Origin of the sequence: Mitsuokella sp. AF21-1AC (assembly GCF_003458855.1) — a bacterium.
GTDB lineage: Bacteria > Bacillota > Negativicutes > Selenomonadales > Selenomonadaceae > Mitsuokella.
Map to the genome: position 1 here is coordinate 1 of NZ_QRVW01000018.1, position 19,287 is coordinate 19,287.

A 19,287-nucleotide genomic window follows, 5' to 3' on the forward strand; every position below is an offset into this window, starting at 1 on the left:
GCTTGGGGAAATCGTGTAAGACGCCAATTCTTCGGAGGCGGTGCAGTGGTTGTCGAACCAAGAATCTCCTGCCTTCAGGCATGGGGAGTGTCAAGGTCTGGGCTATTATCAAGCGGGCGTGTGGTCAGGACTTGCATTGGCATCGATTTGGGATACATATTGATGTAACATGGAAATGAGAATGTGTTGTATTGACGGGAGGTGATATTATGTGGCGAGCGAAGCTGCAGATTGAAATCTATCGGTTTCAGGATGGTGATGGCAACGTCATCCTGAAAGCTGTGAATCGAAAATATGCTCAATTTATTTTGCATGCGTTCCGTAATGCTGGACTGGATGTGGAAGCTGGTGTGTTCCTGGATGCAGAGAATACGCTGCGCCTGCGCTGCCTGCCGGAGCCTGCCCGCACGTATTTTCAGAAGGAACAGCAGGAACACCGGGTGGACTGGTACAGAGTCCTGATGGCTGATATGAAAGAGCACCTGGCGTCTGACCGTTTTGAGGATGAGGAGACGATGACAGCGGCTTACGAGCGTTTGTTCCCAAAAGAATACTGGCCGTATTTTGAAGTCATGGTGCGTTATGCGTATCGTCGTTTTTATCGCGGCATCACGGCAGGAACGTCATGGCAGCAGGACTTTTATGATATGACGGACGGGCGGTGCCTGCGTATCTGCCGCTGCTATGATGAGGTTTGTCAATCTTTGCTCGAGCAGGCCTGCCAGCGGGAATATCCTCATGGCAGCTTTGCCTGGCTGGATACTTCGACGAATGATACGGCTCTGCAGGACGAGCAGATGCTTGCGCTCATCCTGCCGGGAGAAGATGAGCGGGCGAAGGAGTTTTATCAGGAATTGCTCCGCTGGGTACAGAAAAACAAAAAGAAGTACAATTCAATCTTGTCGCTGCAATCGGCTTTTGATGAGCAGGCAGCTATCCTTGCGTATGATTTGGATTTTCCGGATTTCAACGCTGTTGCTGCGAAAGCCTGGCTGCGGATTTTTGCCTTATATCAGGAAAAACAGAATGAGGAGAAAGTCCATCATGTACATACATCCAAATTACGGGAACAGCTGGAGCATTATTTTAACGTAACGGATTCTGGCATATATCAGCCGGCGAAGACTCCGGATTCTGGAGCCTTGCCTAAGCCAATCGTGAAAAAGGAAAAAGAAAAGGAAGAGGATGCAATGCCGCAAACGTTTGGTCAGCGCCGCTATTATGCCGTGGCACGGGGGAAGGTTTGCGGGATTTTCCTGAATGAGGAATTTTACCAGCAGGCTTTGGGCAAAGATGAAGACTGTGTCAGTGAGATTTTCTATTCGTACAAAGAGGCCAAACGCTGGCTGCGTGAGAAGCGTGAAGAGCTGCGGGCAGACAGAAAAGAAGCTGCTGCCGGGACGCGTGTGCAGCAGTCGCTGCTGGATATCGCGCCGGTTCCCCAAAAAGCGGACGGGGAAGCCGCACTGACGAAGAAGAACATCAGCAGTGACAGGCATCAGTATCTCTTGGATATCCTTGCGGATATGCCGCTGGGCTCCGAGATCCTGCCCGATGATCGGTATTTGCCGAAAAATAGAGCGGCCATGCGGCAGGAGACGTGCGATTTCCTTACGCATGCCCGTCAGCAGGGCGTCGCGGTCATGGCACGGCTTCAATATTTTGCCAGCCAGCATGACGATGCCAGGCATTCTTCCAAGCAGCTGGCGACGGCATTCCGCAAGGAGAAACAGATCCCGGCGAGCTACAAGCTGCTGCTGCAGGATCTCTTTGCGCAGTTGAATCCAGCTCCTGACGGGAAGGGGAAAGCTCCTGCCGTGACTGTGGAGGCTACCGATAAAAACGATGCGGAAGATCAAGCATTCCTTGTACAGCTGGCGGCAGACCGAACATATTTCCTGACACTCGCTGTTGATGCGGATGAAGCGGTGAGCCAGGCGGATGCCATGCGCGCTTATGAAGTGTCGCGTCACTGCCCGCTGCGGACGGCAGCGGATGCGTATCTGTTTGCCGCTTCCTTTTCGCTGCTGTTCGCGTATAACGGGCGGCCGCAGCAGCTCCCGCGCTACATGACCTGCATGCTCAACCGTTTGAAGACGGCGCGCTGTATGCGGACGCATGAAGCTATTTACATGTATCGTCAGGATTTTTGCTACGTGGTGGTCTACGGCCTGCGGTTCTGTATTGCTCCGGTCGATCCGGATGATGCGTTTTCTCCGCTGGCAGATTTGCTGGCGCAGAGCGAGAAGCTGGATGTCAGCGCGTTCCCGCTTCGTGCCTGGCAGCGGGCGTTGGCTTGCCAGAAGGTTTGCGGGAACAGCATGGTGACGCAGAACATCGAAACGGCCCTCATCCGGCTGAACGATTTTATCGCGCAAGGACGCATCAGTTTGAATGAGCGCGGCTTCCAGTATCTCTGGCAGCCGGATCCGCAATTTCGCGCGCGGGCGCAGCAACTGTTGCCGTATCTCGTGTGCGATGCGGCGGACCACTCTGTGCTCGGCTGGTTCCGCTGCCGGCAGGAAGCGGAACTCTTCCGGCAGGTGCTCTTCATCTGTCTGTCCGCAAAGCATTGTGATGTCCTGGATGCGGCGGACCATCGCGTTTCGCGGCCTCCATCTTATGGTGTGTATGAGACGAGGGGTCAAAGACATCTTCTGATGGCTGCAACACTTGGAGAAGATACCGCCCAGCAGATCCGGGCGGCCTTCAAGATACAGCGCAAGAACCGGGGCTATCGTGTGATCCTGCTCGACCAGGAACGCGAAGCGGCGATTGAGGCGTATTATACCTGTTTTTCCAATGACTTCCTGCATTTGCCGGGGTTCCTTGATACGAGCCGCAGCCTTTATGAGGAGCTCTATGATTTCGTGTCCGAGCAGGAGCCGAGGCTGGTGAGTGAGCAGTCTGTGCCGGTACTGACGGAACAGTACCGTTCGTTGCTGACGGCTGCTGATCAGGAGGACTGGCCACAGGAAATCGAGGCACTTCTGACGGCTATTGTAAAGCGTGTCCGCTATGAGCGAAATTATAAGCCTGTCCCGTTCACGCCCGGACTCGCGGAGAAGGAAGCATGGAGAACCCAGGCGCGTGCACGATTCTTTGCCAGCACGGACTCGGCGGATGCGGAGCAGGATGCTGCGGGCGAGCCAAATTCGGCAGCAGAACTTTTGGATGTGCCGGCGGAGCCGGCGCGCGGCAATTCCGAACAGCTCGGACAGATTGAACAGACTGAACAGACTGAACAGGCTGAGCGGCAGGATGAGTCCGTCTCGAATCCCGCTCTGTCCGTTTTTCGCGGCATCCAGTTTGACAAGCATATTTTCCGTCATGTGCCGGCTGCGTATCAGGAGCGGTTCCGGCGAACATTTGCGAAGCGTCTCATCAAGATGCAGAAGATCTTTTCCGGAGAAGCCCGGGCGGCCGGCAACGATTTCAAGTTCGTGGCAGGCAGGAATAAACGGCGTGTCTTCAAGCGGCGCGTCGGAGATCATCGTCTCAGCATGGTCTATAAAGACGGCATCCTGACGCTCCTGGCTTTGAGCAGCCACGACCGGCAGATGGCGGATATCCGCAAGCTTAAGGGCAAGAGCATCGGCTATGTCTACTATGATACGGCGGACTTCCTGCGGCAGCTATCTTCCTGGCCGGAGCAGGGCAGGAAACACCATCTGTCGTTTGGAGATTATCTGGCGACGCCGACACATTTTGTCTTCGACGACGATCAGAAAGCGGCGATGGAGAGCGCCAAACGCGCTGAGAATCTCTCAGTCATCGGCAATGCCGGCGCGGGCAAGTCGGTCATCGGGCTCAAGTGGCTGCGCCAGGAGCTGCGGCAGCCGCATCACGATGCGCTTTATCTGACGATGTCGGAGAATCTCGTCTACACGCTGTCGTTTGAGTTCGAGAAGGAGCAGCTTGAGGACGGCAAGGTCCTGCCTTCCAAGGCTGAGATCCGCACGACGTTTGATTTTCTGCGGGCGGCAGTCAAGGCCATCCATCCGGAAATCCCCGAAACACAGCTCTTGAACGCCGCGCAGAGCTACGCGGCCTTTTCTGCTTTCTGGGCTGAGCATGTCGATTGGACGCAGTTCTGGCATCGCAAGGACCCAGACTTTGCCCGGCAGACGGAAGAGATGACGCGGCTCGCGGCTTGGCGGGAGATTCACGGTATCATCAAGGGGGCCGTGCCGGAGGATATCGATTACGGGCGGCTCCAGAAAATACGGGAGGCCTTGTCTCCTGCGGAGTATCAGGACCGGCTGCGCCGGGAGAAAAAGGCAAGCAGGAGCACGGTGCTCTGGGAGACGGTGCTCTACCGTGTCTATGAGAGGTATCAGCAGTATCTGCACCGCCATCATCTCTTTGACGACAACGACATGGCCCGGCTGCTGCTCAAGAGCACGAAGCATCACGAGTATCCATACGGTGCCGTCTTCGTGGATGAATGCCAGGATCTCACACAGAGGGAGCTGCTGGCCATCTTTCATCTGCTCAGCGGCACGCGCCATAAGCGCATGGCTTCCGACCGCTGCCAGATGGTGCAGCCGACGTATTTTGACGAGGGCTGGATGCGCACGACCTCGAACGCGTATGACCGGGCACAGGGACATCATGTGGAGGCCTCCGGGCTCCGGCCGCGCTTTTTGCATTACAATTATCGCTCGAGCCGCAGCATCATCGACTTCCAGAATTATCTGGTCCGGTATTTCCGTACGGCAGGACTTTTGACGCTGCGTCAGGATGAGATGCATGAAATCACGGTGCCGCCCATGACCATGCAGGGCATGCGGCCCGTCTGGGTGGCCGCCGGCGAGAAGAACCGGCGGCTCCTGATCGATGAGCTCTGGCGCAAGGTCCCGCAGAGCGATCTGCAGACCATCTTTGCCTTTGAGGGAGCCCGCGGCAGGCAGGACTTCCCGCTGACAGAGGAGGATGCCGTGACCGACATCCTCCACTGCAAGGGCATGGAATATCCTTCGGTGCTGCTCTACGATGTGCTTTCGGAGACGGGAGGCAATCCGGCGATGGCCTGGAAGTATTTCTATGTCGGCGCCACGCGCAGCAATGCCTGCCTGATTATCTATGAGGAAGATGCCGTTCCGGGCACGAAAATCTATGAATTCCTCGAAGATGCTGTTTGTGAAGGCCTCATCGATTATGCGGATGACCTCACGGGCAAGGCGGATTATGGTGAAATGACCTGGCTCGGCTATCTGTATCAGGGCGTCCGCGAGAATGTGGCGGAAAACCGGCTGGAGACGGCCGAGCATGCCCTGAATTTCGGTCAGTACGACCTGGCCCTGCGTATTTACGAGGCCGAAGGACGCGACGCCAATATGATTGCCTATTGCCGCGGCCGCCTGCTCGAAAGCCGCGGGGCGTATGCCGCGGCCCTGCGGGCGTATGCGGGGATCGCTGCCGACTGGTCGGATCATGGCCGCACGCGCCGTCATGCACCGGAAACGATGATGGCGCGCCCGGATATCGCTGGTAGTGAATTTCTGGCGGCCTATGCGCTTACCGGCAGGGCCGGCAAAGATTTCATCACCGCAGCGCAGCAGGCCTGGCGCTATAAATACGGCATGGGCGAGGAGCAGGGCAGCAAGGATGCCGCGAACTTCTATGAGGCCCTGTTCGAAGGCCTCCGGGTGTATCCATGGCTGCAGACATCCCTCGCTGGCTGGGCGGCCAATGCCGCGCAGCGGATCCAGTCGGATTACCGGCAGGTGCATCAGGCTGTCTGTCAGTGGCCGCTGCACGAAGCAGAATAAGAGAAAGGAAATGCCATATGTCAATGGATTTGGACAGCAAAGAAGAACTCAGCCGCGTCTGCGAAACGATTATCGGCTATCAGAAGGGGCTGGAGGACATTGAGAAATACATCAGCCGACTCAATCAGTATGTATCTGGACTCGATGCGGATCTCAAGGCATCTGACCCCGCGGGAACATTTGCCGCCTATGGGAAATCGCTTGAAGAACTGCAGAAACAGGTCGAGGCAGTCAAGGCATTGACGGAAGCGATGCGCGACGGCCAGCACGGGCTCATCGCCGAGTCGCGCGTCATCAGCCGTTTCAACGAGCGCGTCGAGCGCTTCGAACTCGCCATGAAATCCTTCAACCAGCGTGTGGACAGCCTGAGCCAGAAGCTCTACAATAAGGATTTCAACAATGCCATCAAGGCAATGCACACCATCGCGGAGGACAGCCGGCAGTCGGCGACATATGAATACCGTCATGTGACCAATCACGACTATGAGATCCTTCGGCATGAATACGAATCGTCGCTGCAAAAATGCCGGCAGAAGGGCGTGGTCATGCGGTATCTCGCCGCGATGACCGAAGCCCTTGTCGATACGCGGCTCAAGCGGGAAGAGTTTGAATCCCTGCAGCGCCTGACCGAAAAAATGCTGCACAGCGACAGCAGGGCATTGAAGGCGTTCCTGCAGGATGTGCAGCAGGAATGAGAAGATAAAATGGCAGCAGCCCGCAGGAAACGCAGGCTGCTGCCATTTTGGTCATCGGTTCTTGTGCATGACGTATTTGTCGGTGGCGATGTCGAGCATCTCCTGCCAGGAGGAGAACTTCGTGCTTTTCCTGACCCAGGCGTCCATCTGCTCTTCGGGCAGGGCTTCGAAGTCGCGCTGGCTTTCAATGCCGAACCTGCCGCCCTGCAGAAATTTCTCGAAGGTGCGGAATTTCGTATAGCGGCGCATGAAGGAGGTGTTGAAGACCTCGTCGAAGTCCACGAGTTCCGGCGTGGTCTGGTGCGGGAGCTTATAGTAACCGGTGATTTTGATTGACATGATGATCCTTCTTTCTGATGTTTGGATGTTCGGATGCAATGCGGAAAACGTTATCGTGATAATTGTATCAGAAGCGGCGCATTTCTGCCATTCGCAGACTATGACGGACTGAAAGAGAGAATGAGTCTCTCAAAAGGATTTGACAGTTGTCCGGAAATCATGTAGGCTTAGATTGTATTACTGGATATTCTGTATCCATACCATTCTATACGATTTGATTTTGGAGGGACAGCTTATGAAAAAATCAGCACTGCTGACGGCGGCAATGCTCCTCGTCAGTTCTTCCTGCGCCTTGGCGGCGCCAATCAATCAGATGGCCAATCATGAGACGGCCGTCGGTGTTGGCACGAAAGAGAGCTACATCGAGCATAAAGTCACGAACAAGGCCACGGTCGGCTTCCAGTATGCAGACCGCGATGAGAAGGGCGACCACAAGGACGCCTATCTGCAGTATGATGTCGTTGGTTCCGAGCTCAAGGTAATCGGTGGTTACCGTTGGAATCTGCCGAACGATAAGGACAATGCCTTTGCCGGTGTTGCAGTCAGCACGCCGAAGATCATGGGCTTTGACGCTTATGCATCGTACGTGTCAGGCAAGGATTTCAATGAGACGCAGGTCGGTATCAACAAGAACTTACTGCTCAACGTTGATCTCAACGTCAATTATCATAACTTCAAGCCCGATGAGGGCAGCCGTGAAAATGGCGTCGGTGTCGGCGTGACGGTGAAGTTCTGAGTACTTTGGCGACCAGGTCCGATCTTCATTCCGTGAGGATGGTGGAGGACGGGAAAAGCCGCCGCGTGAAGCAGAAGGATCTGCTCCACGCGGCGGCTTTTTGCAAGACGGGTCTAAGGTGCCGGCTTACTCGGCATCGAAGAGCGGCAGCGGCTGGAGGTAGATGATGTCCTCGCGCTGGGCGGCATCGCCTTCGGCGAGCACGCAGGCCTGGCCGATGACATGGCCGCCGGCCTTTTCCGTCAGCTCGACGAGGGCTTTCATCGAGCCGCCCGTACTGATGACATCGTCGAGCAGCAGGATGTTGTGACCCTTGACGCGTTCAATGTCGGCGCCGTCGAGGCAAAGCTTCTGTGTGCCCTTGGTCGTGATGGAGACATCCTCGACCCAGAGTGCGTTTTCCATATAGGCTTTGACGGATTTGCGGGCCACGATGTAGCGGTCCATGCCGAGCTCGCGCGCCAGTTCTTCAGCGAGCGGGATGCCTTTTGTTTCGGCCGTCAGGATGTAGTCCGTGCCGGCGGGAACTTTTTTGGCGAGCTCGTGGGCGCAGGCACGCGTCAGGCTCACGTCGCCGAGCATGACAAAGCCGGCGATTGCGAGCTTGTCATTGATGTTGAGTACCGGCAGGTCGCGTTTGCAGCCTGCGATGTTTAACGTATAGAATCTATCTGCCATGTTTGCACCTCTCCATAATGGTATATCTTCATTATACTATGATTAGATGGGAGGTGCAATTGTGTTCAACCGGGCAGGAATGTAGAAATCAGAAAGGAAGAGGAAAAATGGAAACCCATCAGGAAGAATCATTCCGCGAGGAGCAGCGTGCCGTGGAGGAGATCACGCATATGCTGCTGCATGCCCTGACGGAGGACGGCATCGGTGAGCAGCTCGACGCGGCCAGATCCCAGCAGGAGGTCTACGACGTGCTGAAGACCCTGCCGTACTTCACGCTCACGATGGAAGAATTCCGCATCGGCATCGAGGCCCTGCGCCAGCAGCAGGCCGAGATTCATCAGCATGAGGATTGATTCCGGGCATACGAAAGCCGCAGCGATGAGATGCTGCGGCTTTTTCGTATGCAATTGCTCGGGCAAGGGCACCGGCAGACGGCTCAGAGTTTTTTCTCCGTCAGCACGAGCTCGAGGGCGTTGAGCACATCGTCGATGTTCTGTTCGGTGATGACGAGCGGCGGCTGGAAGGCCATGACGTTGCGGGCAACGCCGTTCTTGCCGATGATGAAGCCGCGGTCCTTGAGCGTTTCGAGTACATCGTCGAGTTCCTCGGCGGCCGGGCTCTTGTCCGCGTGGACGAATTCCGCACCGGTCATGAGGCCGAGACCGCGGATGTCGCCGATGATCGGATGCTTCTTCTGAAGCTCGCGCAGGCCGGCGCGCAGCTGCTCGCCGCGAGCTACTGCGTTATCGGCGAGATGGTGGCTCTCGATGTAGTCGAGCACGGCGAGGCCGGCTGCCGTGGAGACGGGGTTGCCGCCGAGCGTCGAGGCACCCGGTTTTGTGTAGGTGTCGGCAATTTCCGCTGTCGAGATGAAGGCCGAGATCGGTGCGCCGTTGCCGAGGGCTTTGGCGACGGCCATGATATCCGGCGCCACATCGAAATTCTCGATGGCGAACATCTTGCCCGTGCGCGCGAAGCCCGTCTGGACTTCGTCGGCGATGAAGAGCGTGCCGTGGGCAGCAAGGATCTCTTTGACGCGCTTATAGTATCCTTTCGGCGGCACGATGATGCCGGCATTGCCCTGGATCGTCTCGGCGATGAACGCGCCGGGGCGGCCGCTCGTGGAGGTCGTGATGACATCCTCGATGGCGTTGGCACAGGCGAGGTCGCATTCCGGATAGCGCTTGTTGAGCGGGCAGCGGTAGCAGTAGGGGTTCGGTGCGAAGTGGATGCCGCCGACAGGCTCCGGATCCGTGCGCCACATGCCGATGCCCGTGACGCTCATGCCGAGCTTCGTGCGGCCGTGCAGGCCGTTGCGCAGCGCGATGATCTCGCTGTTCTTCGTGTAGATGGAAGCGAGCAGCAGGGCACCTTCCGTCGCCTCGGAGCCCGTGGAGCAGAAGAAGGTCTTCTGCAGGTCGCCCGGAGTCACTTCTGCGAGGCGCTCCGCCAGGTTGACGAAATTCTCCGTCAGGTAGATGTTGCAGACATGCTGCAGGGTTTCCACCTGCTCGACGACTTTCTTCGTAATCGCCGGGTTGCAGTGGCCGCAGTTCATGACCGAGACACCGGCGAAGCAGTCGAGGTATTTCCTGCCTTCACTGTCGTACAGATACTGCATGGAGCCTTTGACGAGCTCCATCGGCTTCTTGTAGAAATGGCCGAGGCAGGGCATGATGTACTTCTTCTTTTTCGCGATGATGGCTTCCGGGCCGATGTACGTTTTTTCTCCCAAGATGAAAGACCTCCTTGTAAATTGATGTCGTTATGGAAATCAAGCGCACGGGTCAGATGGAGTTGCGGCTCTGGCGGAACCGGTAGGTGCCGAGGCCGAATTCACGCGGGCTCTTGTCCTTGACCGTCTCAAAGGCGGCGGCATCGAAGGCGTCGGCTGCGGTTTTGCCCGCAGCGAGCTTGTCGAGTGCCTCGCGATAGAGTTTCGTCACGAGCCCCGTGAGTTCCGGCGTGTAGTCCTGTGCTTCGATGCGATAGGAAGCGAGGCCGTTGAATTTTGCGAGATACGGATAGAGGCAGAGGTCCTTGGCAAATTCGATGTGGTTGCGGCCGTACTGGTCGATGCGGATCGGGTGCTTCTCGCCGGCCGTGTCGAGGAAGGCGTAGTGACGGTCGAGGACTTCCGGGTTGTCGAGTTCGTTGAAGGCTGGCAGGCTCATGGCCGGGAAGTCATGGTCGCAGATCATGGACTCGTAGGCGCCGTGGACGACCGTCTCAAGCGGCAGTTCGGCACTCTCGACGATTTCGCGCAGCTGCTCGAAGGAGAGCTCGTACGAGGTCGCTGCCATGACGAGGCCATTTTCCTTGAGGAACTTCGCGGCCAGATGGTTGAAGAGATTGAAGGAGACGTCAGCCTGGACCGGGAAATCCGTGATGCTCTTGGCAAGCTTCAGGGAGCCGAGGTTGCTGACCATGATGCCATCAGGGCGGATGTCCTTGAGGGCCGTGAAGAACTGTTCAAGCTCCCCGCATTCGCGGCGCATCGTCGTGCGCGGCGTATTGACGACGACTTTGGCTTTGCCTTTGGCATAGGCGAGGATGTCTGCATAGTCGCCGAGCTTCCAGGGGCGCAGCGGGCGGAAGGCTTCGCCGCCGACATAGACCGTATCGGCGCCGTTGTCGATGGCGGCTTTGGCAGACGCGGGCGTATTGACGCGGACGCTCAGATGGCGGTGCGGCGCGTTCTCTTTCTCGATGTCGCGTTCCTGCTTGAGCACTTCATCCTGGAAGCCTGCTTCCTTGACGGCATGGCTGAAGAAGCGCGGCTCGCGCTCGCCCGTGAAGCCGATGTCCTTTTTGCCGGGCTGGCCGAAGGCAAACGTCGTCGTGAAATCGCGCGCGCGGTTGTCGTAGAGATTTTTCCAGCCCGCTTCGTCCGTCGTGTAGCCGTTCGGGTCAGCGATGTAGGCATCGATGGCCTTGCGGTACGTCGAGACGATGCGGCGGATGAAGCCGGCGGGACGCATGCGGCCTTCAATCTTGAAGGAGTAGACGCCGGCCTGGATGAGCTGCGGGATGGCGCGGTACATGCACATATCCTTGAGTGCGAGTTTGTAGGCGCCGGGGCCGTCCTGGTCGAGCACTTCGCCCGTCTGCTCGTCGATGAGCTTGTAGGCCCAGCGGCAGGGCTTGAGGCAGCGGCCGCGGTTGCCGCTCTGGCCGAAGAGGACGCCGGAGTGGATGCACTGGCCCGATTCGCTGATGCACATGTCGCCATGCATGAAGTATTCGACTTCGATGCCCGTGCGCTCCCGGAAGAGGCTGAGTTCGGAGAGCGTCATCTCGCGGCCGACGACGATGCGTGTGATGCCGTATTCCTTGAGCTTCTCGATGGCATGTTCATTGTGCGTGTTCATCATGACGGAGGTGTGCAGGGGAATCGAGAGGCCCATGTCATGGATGAGCTCGAGAACGGCAAAGTCCTGTACGAGCAGGGCGTCGGGGTGGATCTCGTTGAGATACGTGAGGTATTGGCGCAGCGCCGGGATCTCTTCATCGCTGATGAGGTTGTTGAGGGTGATATAGAGGCGCACATCGTGTGCGTGGGCGTAATCGATGGCTTTTTTCAGCATTTCGTCGCTGAAGTTGAAATCGCCTTCATGCATGCGCATGTTGAAGTGTTTGCCGCCAAGATAGACGGCGTCGGCACCGGATTCCACACCAGCGACCAGGGCGTCCCAGGTACCGGCTGGTGCCAGCAGTTCTACGGATTTGCGGTTTAAGATCATAGTATTTACTCCTTTTATCGCGATGTCAAATCGTCTAAATATTAATTATAACAGGAATATATCCCGTCAGCAAATACGCAATGGATATTCTTGCACGGGATTATAATAAACATACTTTTGTTCGGCATGAATCGTCAGTGGTCCTGACCGGCATACATGATCTGACGGGCCGTGTCCATGAAGGCTGCGAGGAGGCTCCAGTCATGCAGTTCCCGGCGGTAGCAGAAGGAAATCAGGCGCTCGCCGGTACGCAGCGGGATGCGAGTGAGGCGCTGCCGCTGCTGCTTCGTGAGGTTGCGCGCGATGAGGTTGGCGGGGCAGAACATCAGGCCGCTGCCCGCGGCGCAGAGCTCGAGCAGCAGGCGCAGATTGTCGGATGATACGCGGACGAAGGGCTCGATATCAGCTTCGGCGAGCAGCCGGCGGGCAAGGCGTCCCGGCACGGTGCCGCTCTCGGAGAGCAGGAACGGGGCACGGGCGAGCGGTGCAAGGCAGCCGGCCGTGCCGCTGCTGAGGCGCTTCAGCAGGCTGGCAAATGGCAGCTGCTGCACCTCGGCCAGCCCGATGAGCAGCTGATTGGGGATGAGCAGGACCATTTCCTCCTGATAGAAGGCTTCTTGCGTGATGCCGGCGAGCGGCTGCTCCATATGGACGATGGCAAGGTCGAGCCCGCCTTCGCTGAGCTTTTGGATCAGGTGGCGGTTGATATCCTCCGTCATCTGGATGCGGATGCCGGGATGCTCTCTCGTATAGCGTTCGAGGATGGCGGGCAGGATGGCGTGCTCGCGGTTGGGCGCGATGCCGATGCGCAGGCAGCCCGTTTCCTCCTGGCAGGCATCGGCGAGCGCCTTGCGCATGGCGTCTTCTTCTTTATGGAGTTTCAGCGCGTGCTGGTAGAAGACCTGACCGGTCCAGGTGAAGGTCAGCGGCACGCGGCGCACGACGAGCGGCGAGCCAATCTCGCGTTCGAGCTGGGCGATGTGCGCGGAGAGCGTCTTGTATAATGTATACAGAAAGAGCTGTGGAGGTGCGGATGATGCATTTTGATAAAGAAACGTTGAAGAAGCTGTGGTCGGGGCCGCTGGCGTTTCTGCTAGCCAACCTCATCTTGTCGCCCCTGACGGGCTGGGCGGGTGCACTGGCGGTGGGAACGGCCTTCTGGATGGCACTCTGGTGGATCTTCCGCCCGGTGCACATCGCCGTGACCTCGATGCTGCCCATCGCCGTCAATGCCGTCTGCTCCCTGATCCCGAACAGCCATGTGATTTCCCAGTATTTCACGGATATCGTCGTGCTGCTGCTCGGGGCCGATCTCATCTGCATGGCCTGGAGCACGACGGGGCTCGACCGGCGCATTTCGCTGCGCGCCATCTGCTTCATCGGCACGTCCATGCGCCAGCAGATCTTCGTTTGGCTGGCTGCCTCCGTGCTGATGTCGGCCTTCCTGCCGAATACAGTCGTGGCGGCCATCCTCTGCCCGATTGCAGCCGGCATGCTCAAGGTCACGGGGCAGAAGGACATCAGCACGAGCGCGGCAGCCGTGCCCATTTTGCTTGCCATCGGCTGGGGCAGCGGCATCGGCGGCTTCGGCACGCCCATCGGCAGCCCGGCCAATCTCGTGGCCATCTCGTATATCGAGGACCTGACGGGCCATGAATTCATGTACATCGAATGGATGCGCTGGTTCGTGCCGATTCTCTTGGCCGTCTCCATCTGCCTGCCCCTGACGGTTTCCGTCTGCCAGACGCTCGGCCTGCCGCCTGTGCCGTATGTCATCGGCACGATTGCGGCGAGCTCCTGTGCCTATATCCTGCCCGTGACGACGAGGGCCGTCCCCGTGGGCTACGGCCTCGATGCGAAGGTCCAGATGCATCAGGGCCTCCGGCTGTCGATCCTGACCATGCTGGTCAATACCTGTGTTTGCTGGGCCGCCATGACATTCCTCGCGGGCTGATGGATATGTACAAGAACATGAGTTCACGATGTGAGGATGTTTTTAGTGGATTTGTGTCAGATTTTGTTGTTGACAAGTACATTTTGTCATGCTATATTACAACTATCGTTCAACCAGGCAAAGGCGCCTGATGAGAGGATGGGCCCGTTCTCTCATCAGGCGCCTTTTCATCTGGTGGGAGATGAATTTTATACGTAATCGTAATAATAGAAATACTTCAGGCAAAGAAGCCAGTTGTTCCCGCCGTGCGGTTCGCCGCGCTGTGCAGGGGGACGACTGGCTTTTTGCAACAGGAGGGAATTTGTATGAGCAATCATCACAGCAATGCCATGGCGGTCGCCCGGCCGGCCGAAGCCGCGCAGGATGAAAACCTGACGCGCGTACTCAAGCCGATTCATCTGTGGTCACTGGCCGTGGGCCTTGTCATTTCGGGCAATTATTTCGGCTGGAGCTACGGTTTTGCCGCCGGAGGCGTCATGGGCCTTGCGCTGGCGCTGATCCCCGTCACGATTTTCTACGTGACGTTCATCCTTTCGTACTCGGAGCTCGCGACGGCCATCCCGCATGCGGGCGGTCCTTCCGCCTATGCGCGCCGCGCCATGGGCAAGTTCGGCGGATATCTCAACGGCATCAGCTGCCTCATCGAGTTCGTCTTTGCCCCGCCGGCCATTGCGCTGGCAGTCGGCGGTTACGTTCATGCGCTGATTCCTGCCGTCGATCCGATGGTTGCGACTGTGGCCGCGTTCTTCTTCTTCATCTTCCTCAATTACCTCGGCATGAAGACGTCGGCTACATTCGAGCTTACCGTCACGATCATCGCGCTGGCCGGGCTCGTCGTTTACTGGCTGCTCGCGGCTCCGCATTTCGATGCCTCCCGCGTGCTGACGACGCCGCTTTTGCCGAACGGCTTTGGCGGCGTGATGGCGGCGGTACCGTTTGCCATCTGGTTCTTCCTGGCCATTGAGGGCGGTGCCATGAGCGCCGAAGAGATGGTCGACCCGCAGCACGATATCCCGAAGGGCTTCCTGAGCGGCATGGCAACGCTGCTCATCATGGCTGCCCTGACACTTTTCCTGACGGCCGGCATCGCCGATGTCTCGGCCATCTCCGCCGTGGACTTCCCGCTGCCCATGGCCCTTGCATCTGCTTATGGCGACGGCTCTCTGCCCGTACTGCTCATGAGCGGCATCGGCCTCTTCGGCCTCGTGGCCTCGCTGCACGGCATCATCGTCGGCTATTCCCGCCAGACGTACGCCATGGCCCGCACGGGCTATCTGCCGAAATTCCTCGCGCATCTCGACGAGAAGCACCATACGCCTGTCTGGGCACTCGTGCTGCCGGGCATCGTCTGCCTGTTCACGGCCCTGACGGGACTCACGGACCTCGTCATCACCATTGCCTGCTACGGCTCCGTCGTCATGTATCTGACGAGCCTCGTCTCGTTCTTCATCCTGCGCCATAAGGAGCCGGCGCTCAAGCGCCCGTTCCGCGTGCCGAGCCTCGTCATCCCTGCTGTCAGTGTCATCATGGCCGTCTTCTGCCTCGTGAGCCTCCTGATGGCATCGAGTGCCGTGCTTCCTTACGTCGTCGGCATTTACGCCGTCGCGATTGCCTATTATTTCTTGCATGGCAACAGGCACATCCGTCCGTTCGAGGAGGAATTCGGCGTGCTCGATGATCTCGATGAGGATGCCTGATCATGCAGCAGGAAATCATCAGTGCCGGCATCGATATCGGCACGACGACTTCGCAGGTCATCTTCAGCCGGCTCACGCTCGAGGATCATTCCTATACGGCGGTGCCGGACGTCAAGATCGCGAAGAAGGAAATCCTCTATAAAAGTCCCATCCATTTCACGCCGCTGCGCGCGGACGGCAGCATCGACGAGCAGGCTCTATCCTGCCTGCTCGCCGATGAATACCGCCGGGCGCAGCTTACGCGCGAAGAGGTGACGACGGGTGCCGTCATCATCACGGGAGAGAGCTCCCGCAAGCAGAATGCCCGCCTGGCAGTGAAGAACCTTTCCGCGCTTGCCGGTGATTTCGTCGTGGCGACGGCCGGGCCGGATCTTGAGTCGGTGCTGGCGGGCTACGGTGCAGGTGCTGCAGCGTATTCCAAGCGGATTTCCAAGCCGGTCGCCAATTTCGATATCGGCGGCGGCACGACGAATGTCGCTGTTTTCAGCAATGGCGAGCTGCAGGATGCCTTTGCGCTCGACATCGGCGGACGGCTCGTGCGCCTGACGCCCAATCACCGCGTCTCTTACGTGTCGGAGCGCATCCGCCCGCTCGTGTCGGAGATGGGGCTGACGATACGGGAAGGGGAGGCGGCAGAGCTTGCGGATCTTCGCGCGCTGGCGGACCGCTTTGCGGATATCTGCTGCAGGCTCTGCCTCGGAAAGCCGCTGACGCCGGTGGAAGAGGCGCTTTTCATCAATCATGGGAAGCGGCCGCAGCCCTTGCCTGCCGTCATGTTCTCCGGCGGTGTGGCCGAGTGCATCTATGGGAATCAGCCCGAGACGCTCGGCTGGCAGCAGGTGCTCGCGTACGGCGATATCGGCCCGCTGGTGGGCGCAGCCTTTCGCCGCCGCTTCCGGTCAGAACCGGCTGTGACACTGCTGGAGGCGGAAGAACGCATCCGTGCAACAGTCATTGGCGCGGGCAGCCATGCCATCCATCTGAGTGGCAGCACGGTACTCATGCACGATGACTGGGCCCCGCTCAAGAACATCCCCGTCATCCGTCTCGACCACCCGGAGCGGCCGAGAACGATTGTCAGCGAATATCGCATGAAACGCGCCATCTATCCGAAAAATCAGCAGGTGGCCATCGCGTTTTCCGGTCCCGGACGCAGTGATTATACGGCGCTCAAGCAGCTCGCGCACAGCCTGGTTGCCGCGACGGCCGGCGAGCGCGGCCTGCTGCTCGTCGTTCTCGAGCAGGACCTCGCGAAGGCCCTGGGACTCCTGATGAAGCGTCAGGCCGGCGGGCGGCGCATCATCTGTCTCGACCGCATCCGCGCGCTGCCGGGCGATTACATCGACGTGGGCCATTCGGTGGCCGGCACGGTGCCCGTCATCGTTAAGACGCTGATTTTCAAGAGCTGATACAGTCTTTCCTGTATTTATAAGGAAGGCTTGCTATAAGGAAAGCAGGAAATTTTCATGAAGTTAAAGACAACACTTTTTGGCCAGATCTATGCATTCCGCGATGTCAAGGACGTGCTGGCCAAGGCCAATGAAGAAAAATCCGGCGATATGCTCGCCGGCATCGCGGCGCGCGGCAATGTCGAGCGCGTGGCCGCCAAGGCCGTGCTGGCCGATATGACGCTCCGGGACCTGCGTGAGAATCCCGTCGTGCCTTACGAGGACGACGATGTGACGCGCGCGGACCAGGACGCTGTGGATGAAGATGTTTACCAGAAGATTCAGTCGCTGACGGTCGGGGAATTCCGCGAATTCCTGCTGGCGGCGCAGCCAGAGGAAATCGCTGCAATCCGTCCGGGTCTGACGGCGGAGATGGTGGCGGGCGTCGCCAAGCTCATGTCGAATATGGATCTCGTCTATGCGGCGCAGAAGATGCATGTGGAAGCCACCTGCAACACAACCATCGGCCGGCCGGGCACGCTTTCGGCGCGCCTGCAGCCGAATCATGCGACGGACAACCCCGAAGGCATCATGGCTTCCGTCATGGAGGGCATCAGCTACGGCGTCGGTGATGCCGTGATCGGGCTCAATCCTGCCGTTGATACGATGGACAGCGTGGCGGATATCCTCAAGGAATTCAAGGAATTCATGAACAAGTGGCAGCTGCCGACGCAGAACTGTGTGCTCGCCCATGTCACGACGCAGATGAAGGTGCTCGAGAAGAACCTCGCGCCGATGGATCTGATGTTCCAGAGCCTGGCGGGTTCCGAGAAGGCGAGCCGCGCCTTCGGCATCAATGTCGCACTCATGGATGAAGCGTACGCCATCATGAAGGAGAAGAAGAGCTCGACCGGGCCGAACTTCATGTATTTTGAGACGGGGCAGGGCTCGGAGCTCTCGTCGGACGGCCATCACGGTGCCGATCAGCTCGTCATGGAGGCACGCTGCTACGCCTTCGCGAAGCGCTACCATCCGTTCCTCGTCAATACGGTCGTGGGCTTCATCGGTCCGGAGTACCTCTACGATGGCCGCCAGATGATCCGCGCCGGCCTCGAGGATCACTTCATGGGCAAGCTCACGGGCATCCCGATGGGCTGCGATGTCTGCTACACGAATCATATGCGCGCCGACCAGAATGATCTCGAGAATCTCGCGATGATGCTCGCCATGGCGGACTGCAACTACATCATGGGCATTCCGGGCGGCGATGACGTCATGCTGATGTACCAGACGACGAGCTACCACGATGTGGCATCCCTGCGGCGCCTCACGGGCAAGAAGCCCATCCGCGAATTTGCGCAGCGCCTGCAGGAACTCGGCATTCTCGATGAAGAAGGGCACCTGACCGGATTGGCAGGGGACCCGTCGATATTTTTCCACGTTGATCACATGATGCAGGGAGGCAAAGCCGTATGAATTGCGAACAGACTGTCGGAAATGATTTCGTGCCGGATGTTTCCCTGCCGGAAGTCAAGGACAAGGTGCTCGTCGACCATCCGCGGAATCTGGAGATGATCAGGAGACTCAAGCAGACGACGAATGCACGCCTGGGCATCGGCCGCGCCGGCGACCGGTTCAAGACGGAGACGCTCTTGAAATTCCGCGCCGATCATGCTATTGCCCAGGATGCCGTCTGGACCGATATCGATGAGACGCTCATCGATGAGATGGGCTTCTACAAGGTGCAGACGCTTGTAAAAGACAAGGAGGAATACGTCCGCCGGCCGGACCGTGGCCGCATTTTCTCGGCAGAAACCATGGCGGCCATCGAGAGAGACTGCATCCACGATCCCGATGTGCAGATCATCGTGGCGGACGGGCTCAGCGGTTTTGCCATCAATGCGAACCTTCGCGATATCTACGCCATCATGATGGATGGTTTCGAGGAAAAGGGCTATCGCGTCGGCACGCCGATTTTCGTGCGTTACAGTCGCGTGGCGACGATGGACAAGATCAGCGAAGCACTCGGCGCCAAGGTCACGATCCAGCTCATCGGCGAACGCCCGGGCCTCGCGACGGGCGAGAGCATGAGTGTTTACATGGCGTATGAGGCCAGCAGCGAGAAGCCGGAGTCTCAGCGCACGGTCGTCTCGAATATCTACGCGCATGGCATCCCGCCGCTTGAGGCCGGTGCGCAGGTCGTGCACCTGACGGAAATCCTCATGCGCGAGAAGAAGAGCGGTGTGGAACTCAAGATTTAACATGATTCAGAAGGGAGGGGCC

14 protein-coding genes are annotated in these 19,287 nt (G+C 58.3%); 9 read left to right on the forward strand and 5 right to left on the reverse strand.

Annotation, left to right across the window (positions count from 1 at the left end):
- The first annotated feature begins 209 nt into the window (after nucleotides 1-209).
- Together DWX75_RS07610 and DWX75_RS07615 are read left to right on the forward strand one after the other, a co-directional pair.
- Nucleotides 210-5,774 (forward strand): hypothetical protein, encoded by a 5,565-nt coding sequence (locus DWX75_RS07610; RefSeq protein ID WP_118015742.1) that lies wholly within the window; start codon nucleotides 210-212, stop codon nucleotides 5,772-5,774.
- A gap of 17 nt (nucleotides 5,775-5,791) precedes the next feature.
- Nucleotides 5,792-6,469, forward strand: a complete 678-nt coding sequence (locus tag DWX75_RS07615; RefSeq protein ID WP_147671558.1) for a hypothetical protein — start codon at nucleotides 5,792-5,794, stop codon at nucleotides 6,467-6,469.
- Between the two features lie 51 nt (nucleotides 6,470-6,520).
- On the opposite strand, the gene DWX75_RS07620 is transcribed toward DWX75_RS07615, so the two are convergent.
- Nucleotides 6,521-6,808 carry a hypothetical protein gene (locus tag DWX75_RS07620; protein ID WP_118015744.1) on the reverse strand — a complete coding sequence of 96 codons (288 nt, stop codon included), beginning with the start codon at nucleotides 6,806-6,808 and terminating at the stop codon, nucleotides 6,521-6,523.
- Nucleotides 6,809-7,043: 235 nt separating this feature from the next.
- Here DWX75_RS07620 and DWX75_RS07625 point away from each other — a divergent pair, with 235 nt between their 5' ends.
- Nucleotides 7,044-7,544, forward strand: a complete 501-nt coding sequence (locus DWX75_RS07625; protein WP_118015745.1) for a hypothetical protein — start codon at nucleotides 7,044-7,046, stop codon at nucleotides 7,542-7,544.
- Between the two features lie 126 nt (nucleotides 7,545-7,670).
- Here DWX75_RS07625 and DWX75_RS07630 read toward each other — a convergent pair whose 3' ends face one another.
- Nucleotides 7,671-8,222 (reverse strand): phosphoribosyltransferase family protein, encoded by a 552-nt coding sequence (locus tag DWX75_RS07630; RefSeq protein WP_118015746.1) that lies wholly within the window; start codon nucleotides 8,220-8,222, stop codon nucleotides 7,671-7,673.
- Nucleotides 8,223-8,329: 107 nt separating this feature from the next.
- Here DWX75_RS07630 and DWX75_RS07635 point away from each other — a divergent pair, with 107 nt between their 5' ends.
- Nucleotides 8,330-8,575 (forward strand): hypothetical protein, encoded by a 246-nt coding sequence (locus DWX75_RS07635; protein WP_118015747.1) that lies wholly within the window; start codon nucleotides 8,330-8,332, stop codon nucleotides 8,573-8,575.
- Nucleotides 8,576-8,658: 83 nt separating this feature from the next.
- Here DWX75_RS07635 and DWX75_RS07640 read toward each other — a convergent pair whose 3' ends face one another.
- The 3 genes from DWX75_RS07640 to DWX75_RS07650 form a co-directional block, all read right to left on the reverse strand.
- Nucleotides 8,659-9,897: an aspartate aminotransferase family protein gene (locus DWX75_RS07640; protein ID WP_118015781.1), complete on the reverse strand. Its 1,239-nt coding sequence runs from the start codon at nucleotides 9,895-9,897 to the stop codon at nucleotides 8,659-8,661.
- Nucleotides 9,898-10,009: 112 nt separating this feature from the next.
- Entirely contained in the window at nucleotides 10,010-11,965 is a 1,956-nt protein-coding gene (locus DWX75_RS07645) for a peptidase U32 family protein (protein ID WP_118015748.1), read from the reverse strand.
- A 134-nt stretch (nucleotides 11,966-12,099) separates the two neighbouring features.
- Entirely contained in the window at nucleotides 12,100-12,906 is an 807-nt protein-coding gene (locus DWX75_RS07650) for a LysR family transcriptional regulator substrate-binding protein (RefSeq protein ID WP_147671560.1), read from the reverse strand.
- A gap of 92 nt (nucleotides 12,907-12,998) precedes the next feature.
- Here DWX75_RS07650 and DWX75_RS07655 point away from each other — a divergent pair, with 92 nt between their 5' ends.
- From DWX75_RS07655 to eutC, 5 genes are all read left to right on the forward strand, one after another.
- A complete protein-coding gene (locus DWX75_RS07655) occupies nucleotides 12,999-13,919 on the forward strand; it encodes an SLC13 family permease (protein WP_199497551.1) in 921 nt (306 codons plus the stop codon).
- A gap of 305 nt (nucleotides 13,920-14,224) precedes the next feature.
- Nucleotides 14,225-15,616: an ethanolamine permease gene (gene eat, locus DWX75_RS07660; RefSeq protein WP_199497552.1), complete on the forward strand. Its 1,392-nt coding sequence runs from the start codon at nucleotides 14,225-14,227 to the stop codon at nucleotides 15,614-15,616.
- 2 nt (nucleotides 15,617-15,618) lie between these two features.
- Complete coding sequence (locus tag DWX75_RS07665; RefSeq protein WP_118015750.1) at nucleotides 15,619-17,025, forward strand: ethanolamine ammonia-lyase reactivating factor EutA; 1,407 nt, start codon at nucleotides 15,619-15,621, stop codon at nucleotides 17,023-17,025.
- Between the two features lie 57 nt (nucleotides 17,026-17,082).
- A complete protein-coding gene (locus DWX75_RS07670) occupies nucleotides 17,083-18,480 on the forward strand; it encodes an ethanolamine ammonia-lyase subunit EutB (protein WP_118015751.1) in 1,398 nt (465 codons plus the stop codon).
- The gene (eutC, locus tag DWX75_RS07675; protein WP_118015752.1) at nucleotides 18,477-19,265 is read left to right on the forward strand and encodes an ethanolamine ammonia-lyase subunit EutC; all 789 of its coding nucleotides are present in this window, start codon (nucleotides 18,477-18,479) and stop codon (nucleotides 19,263-19,265) included. Before DWX75_RS07670 ends, eutC begins: the two co-directional genes overlap by 4 nt.
- Nucleotides 19,266-19,287: the final 22 nt, after the last annotated feature.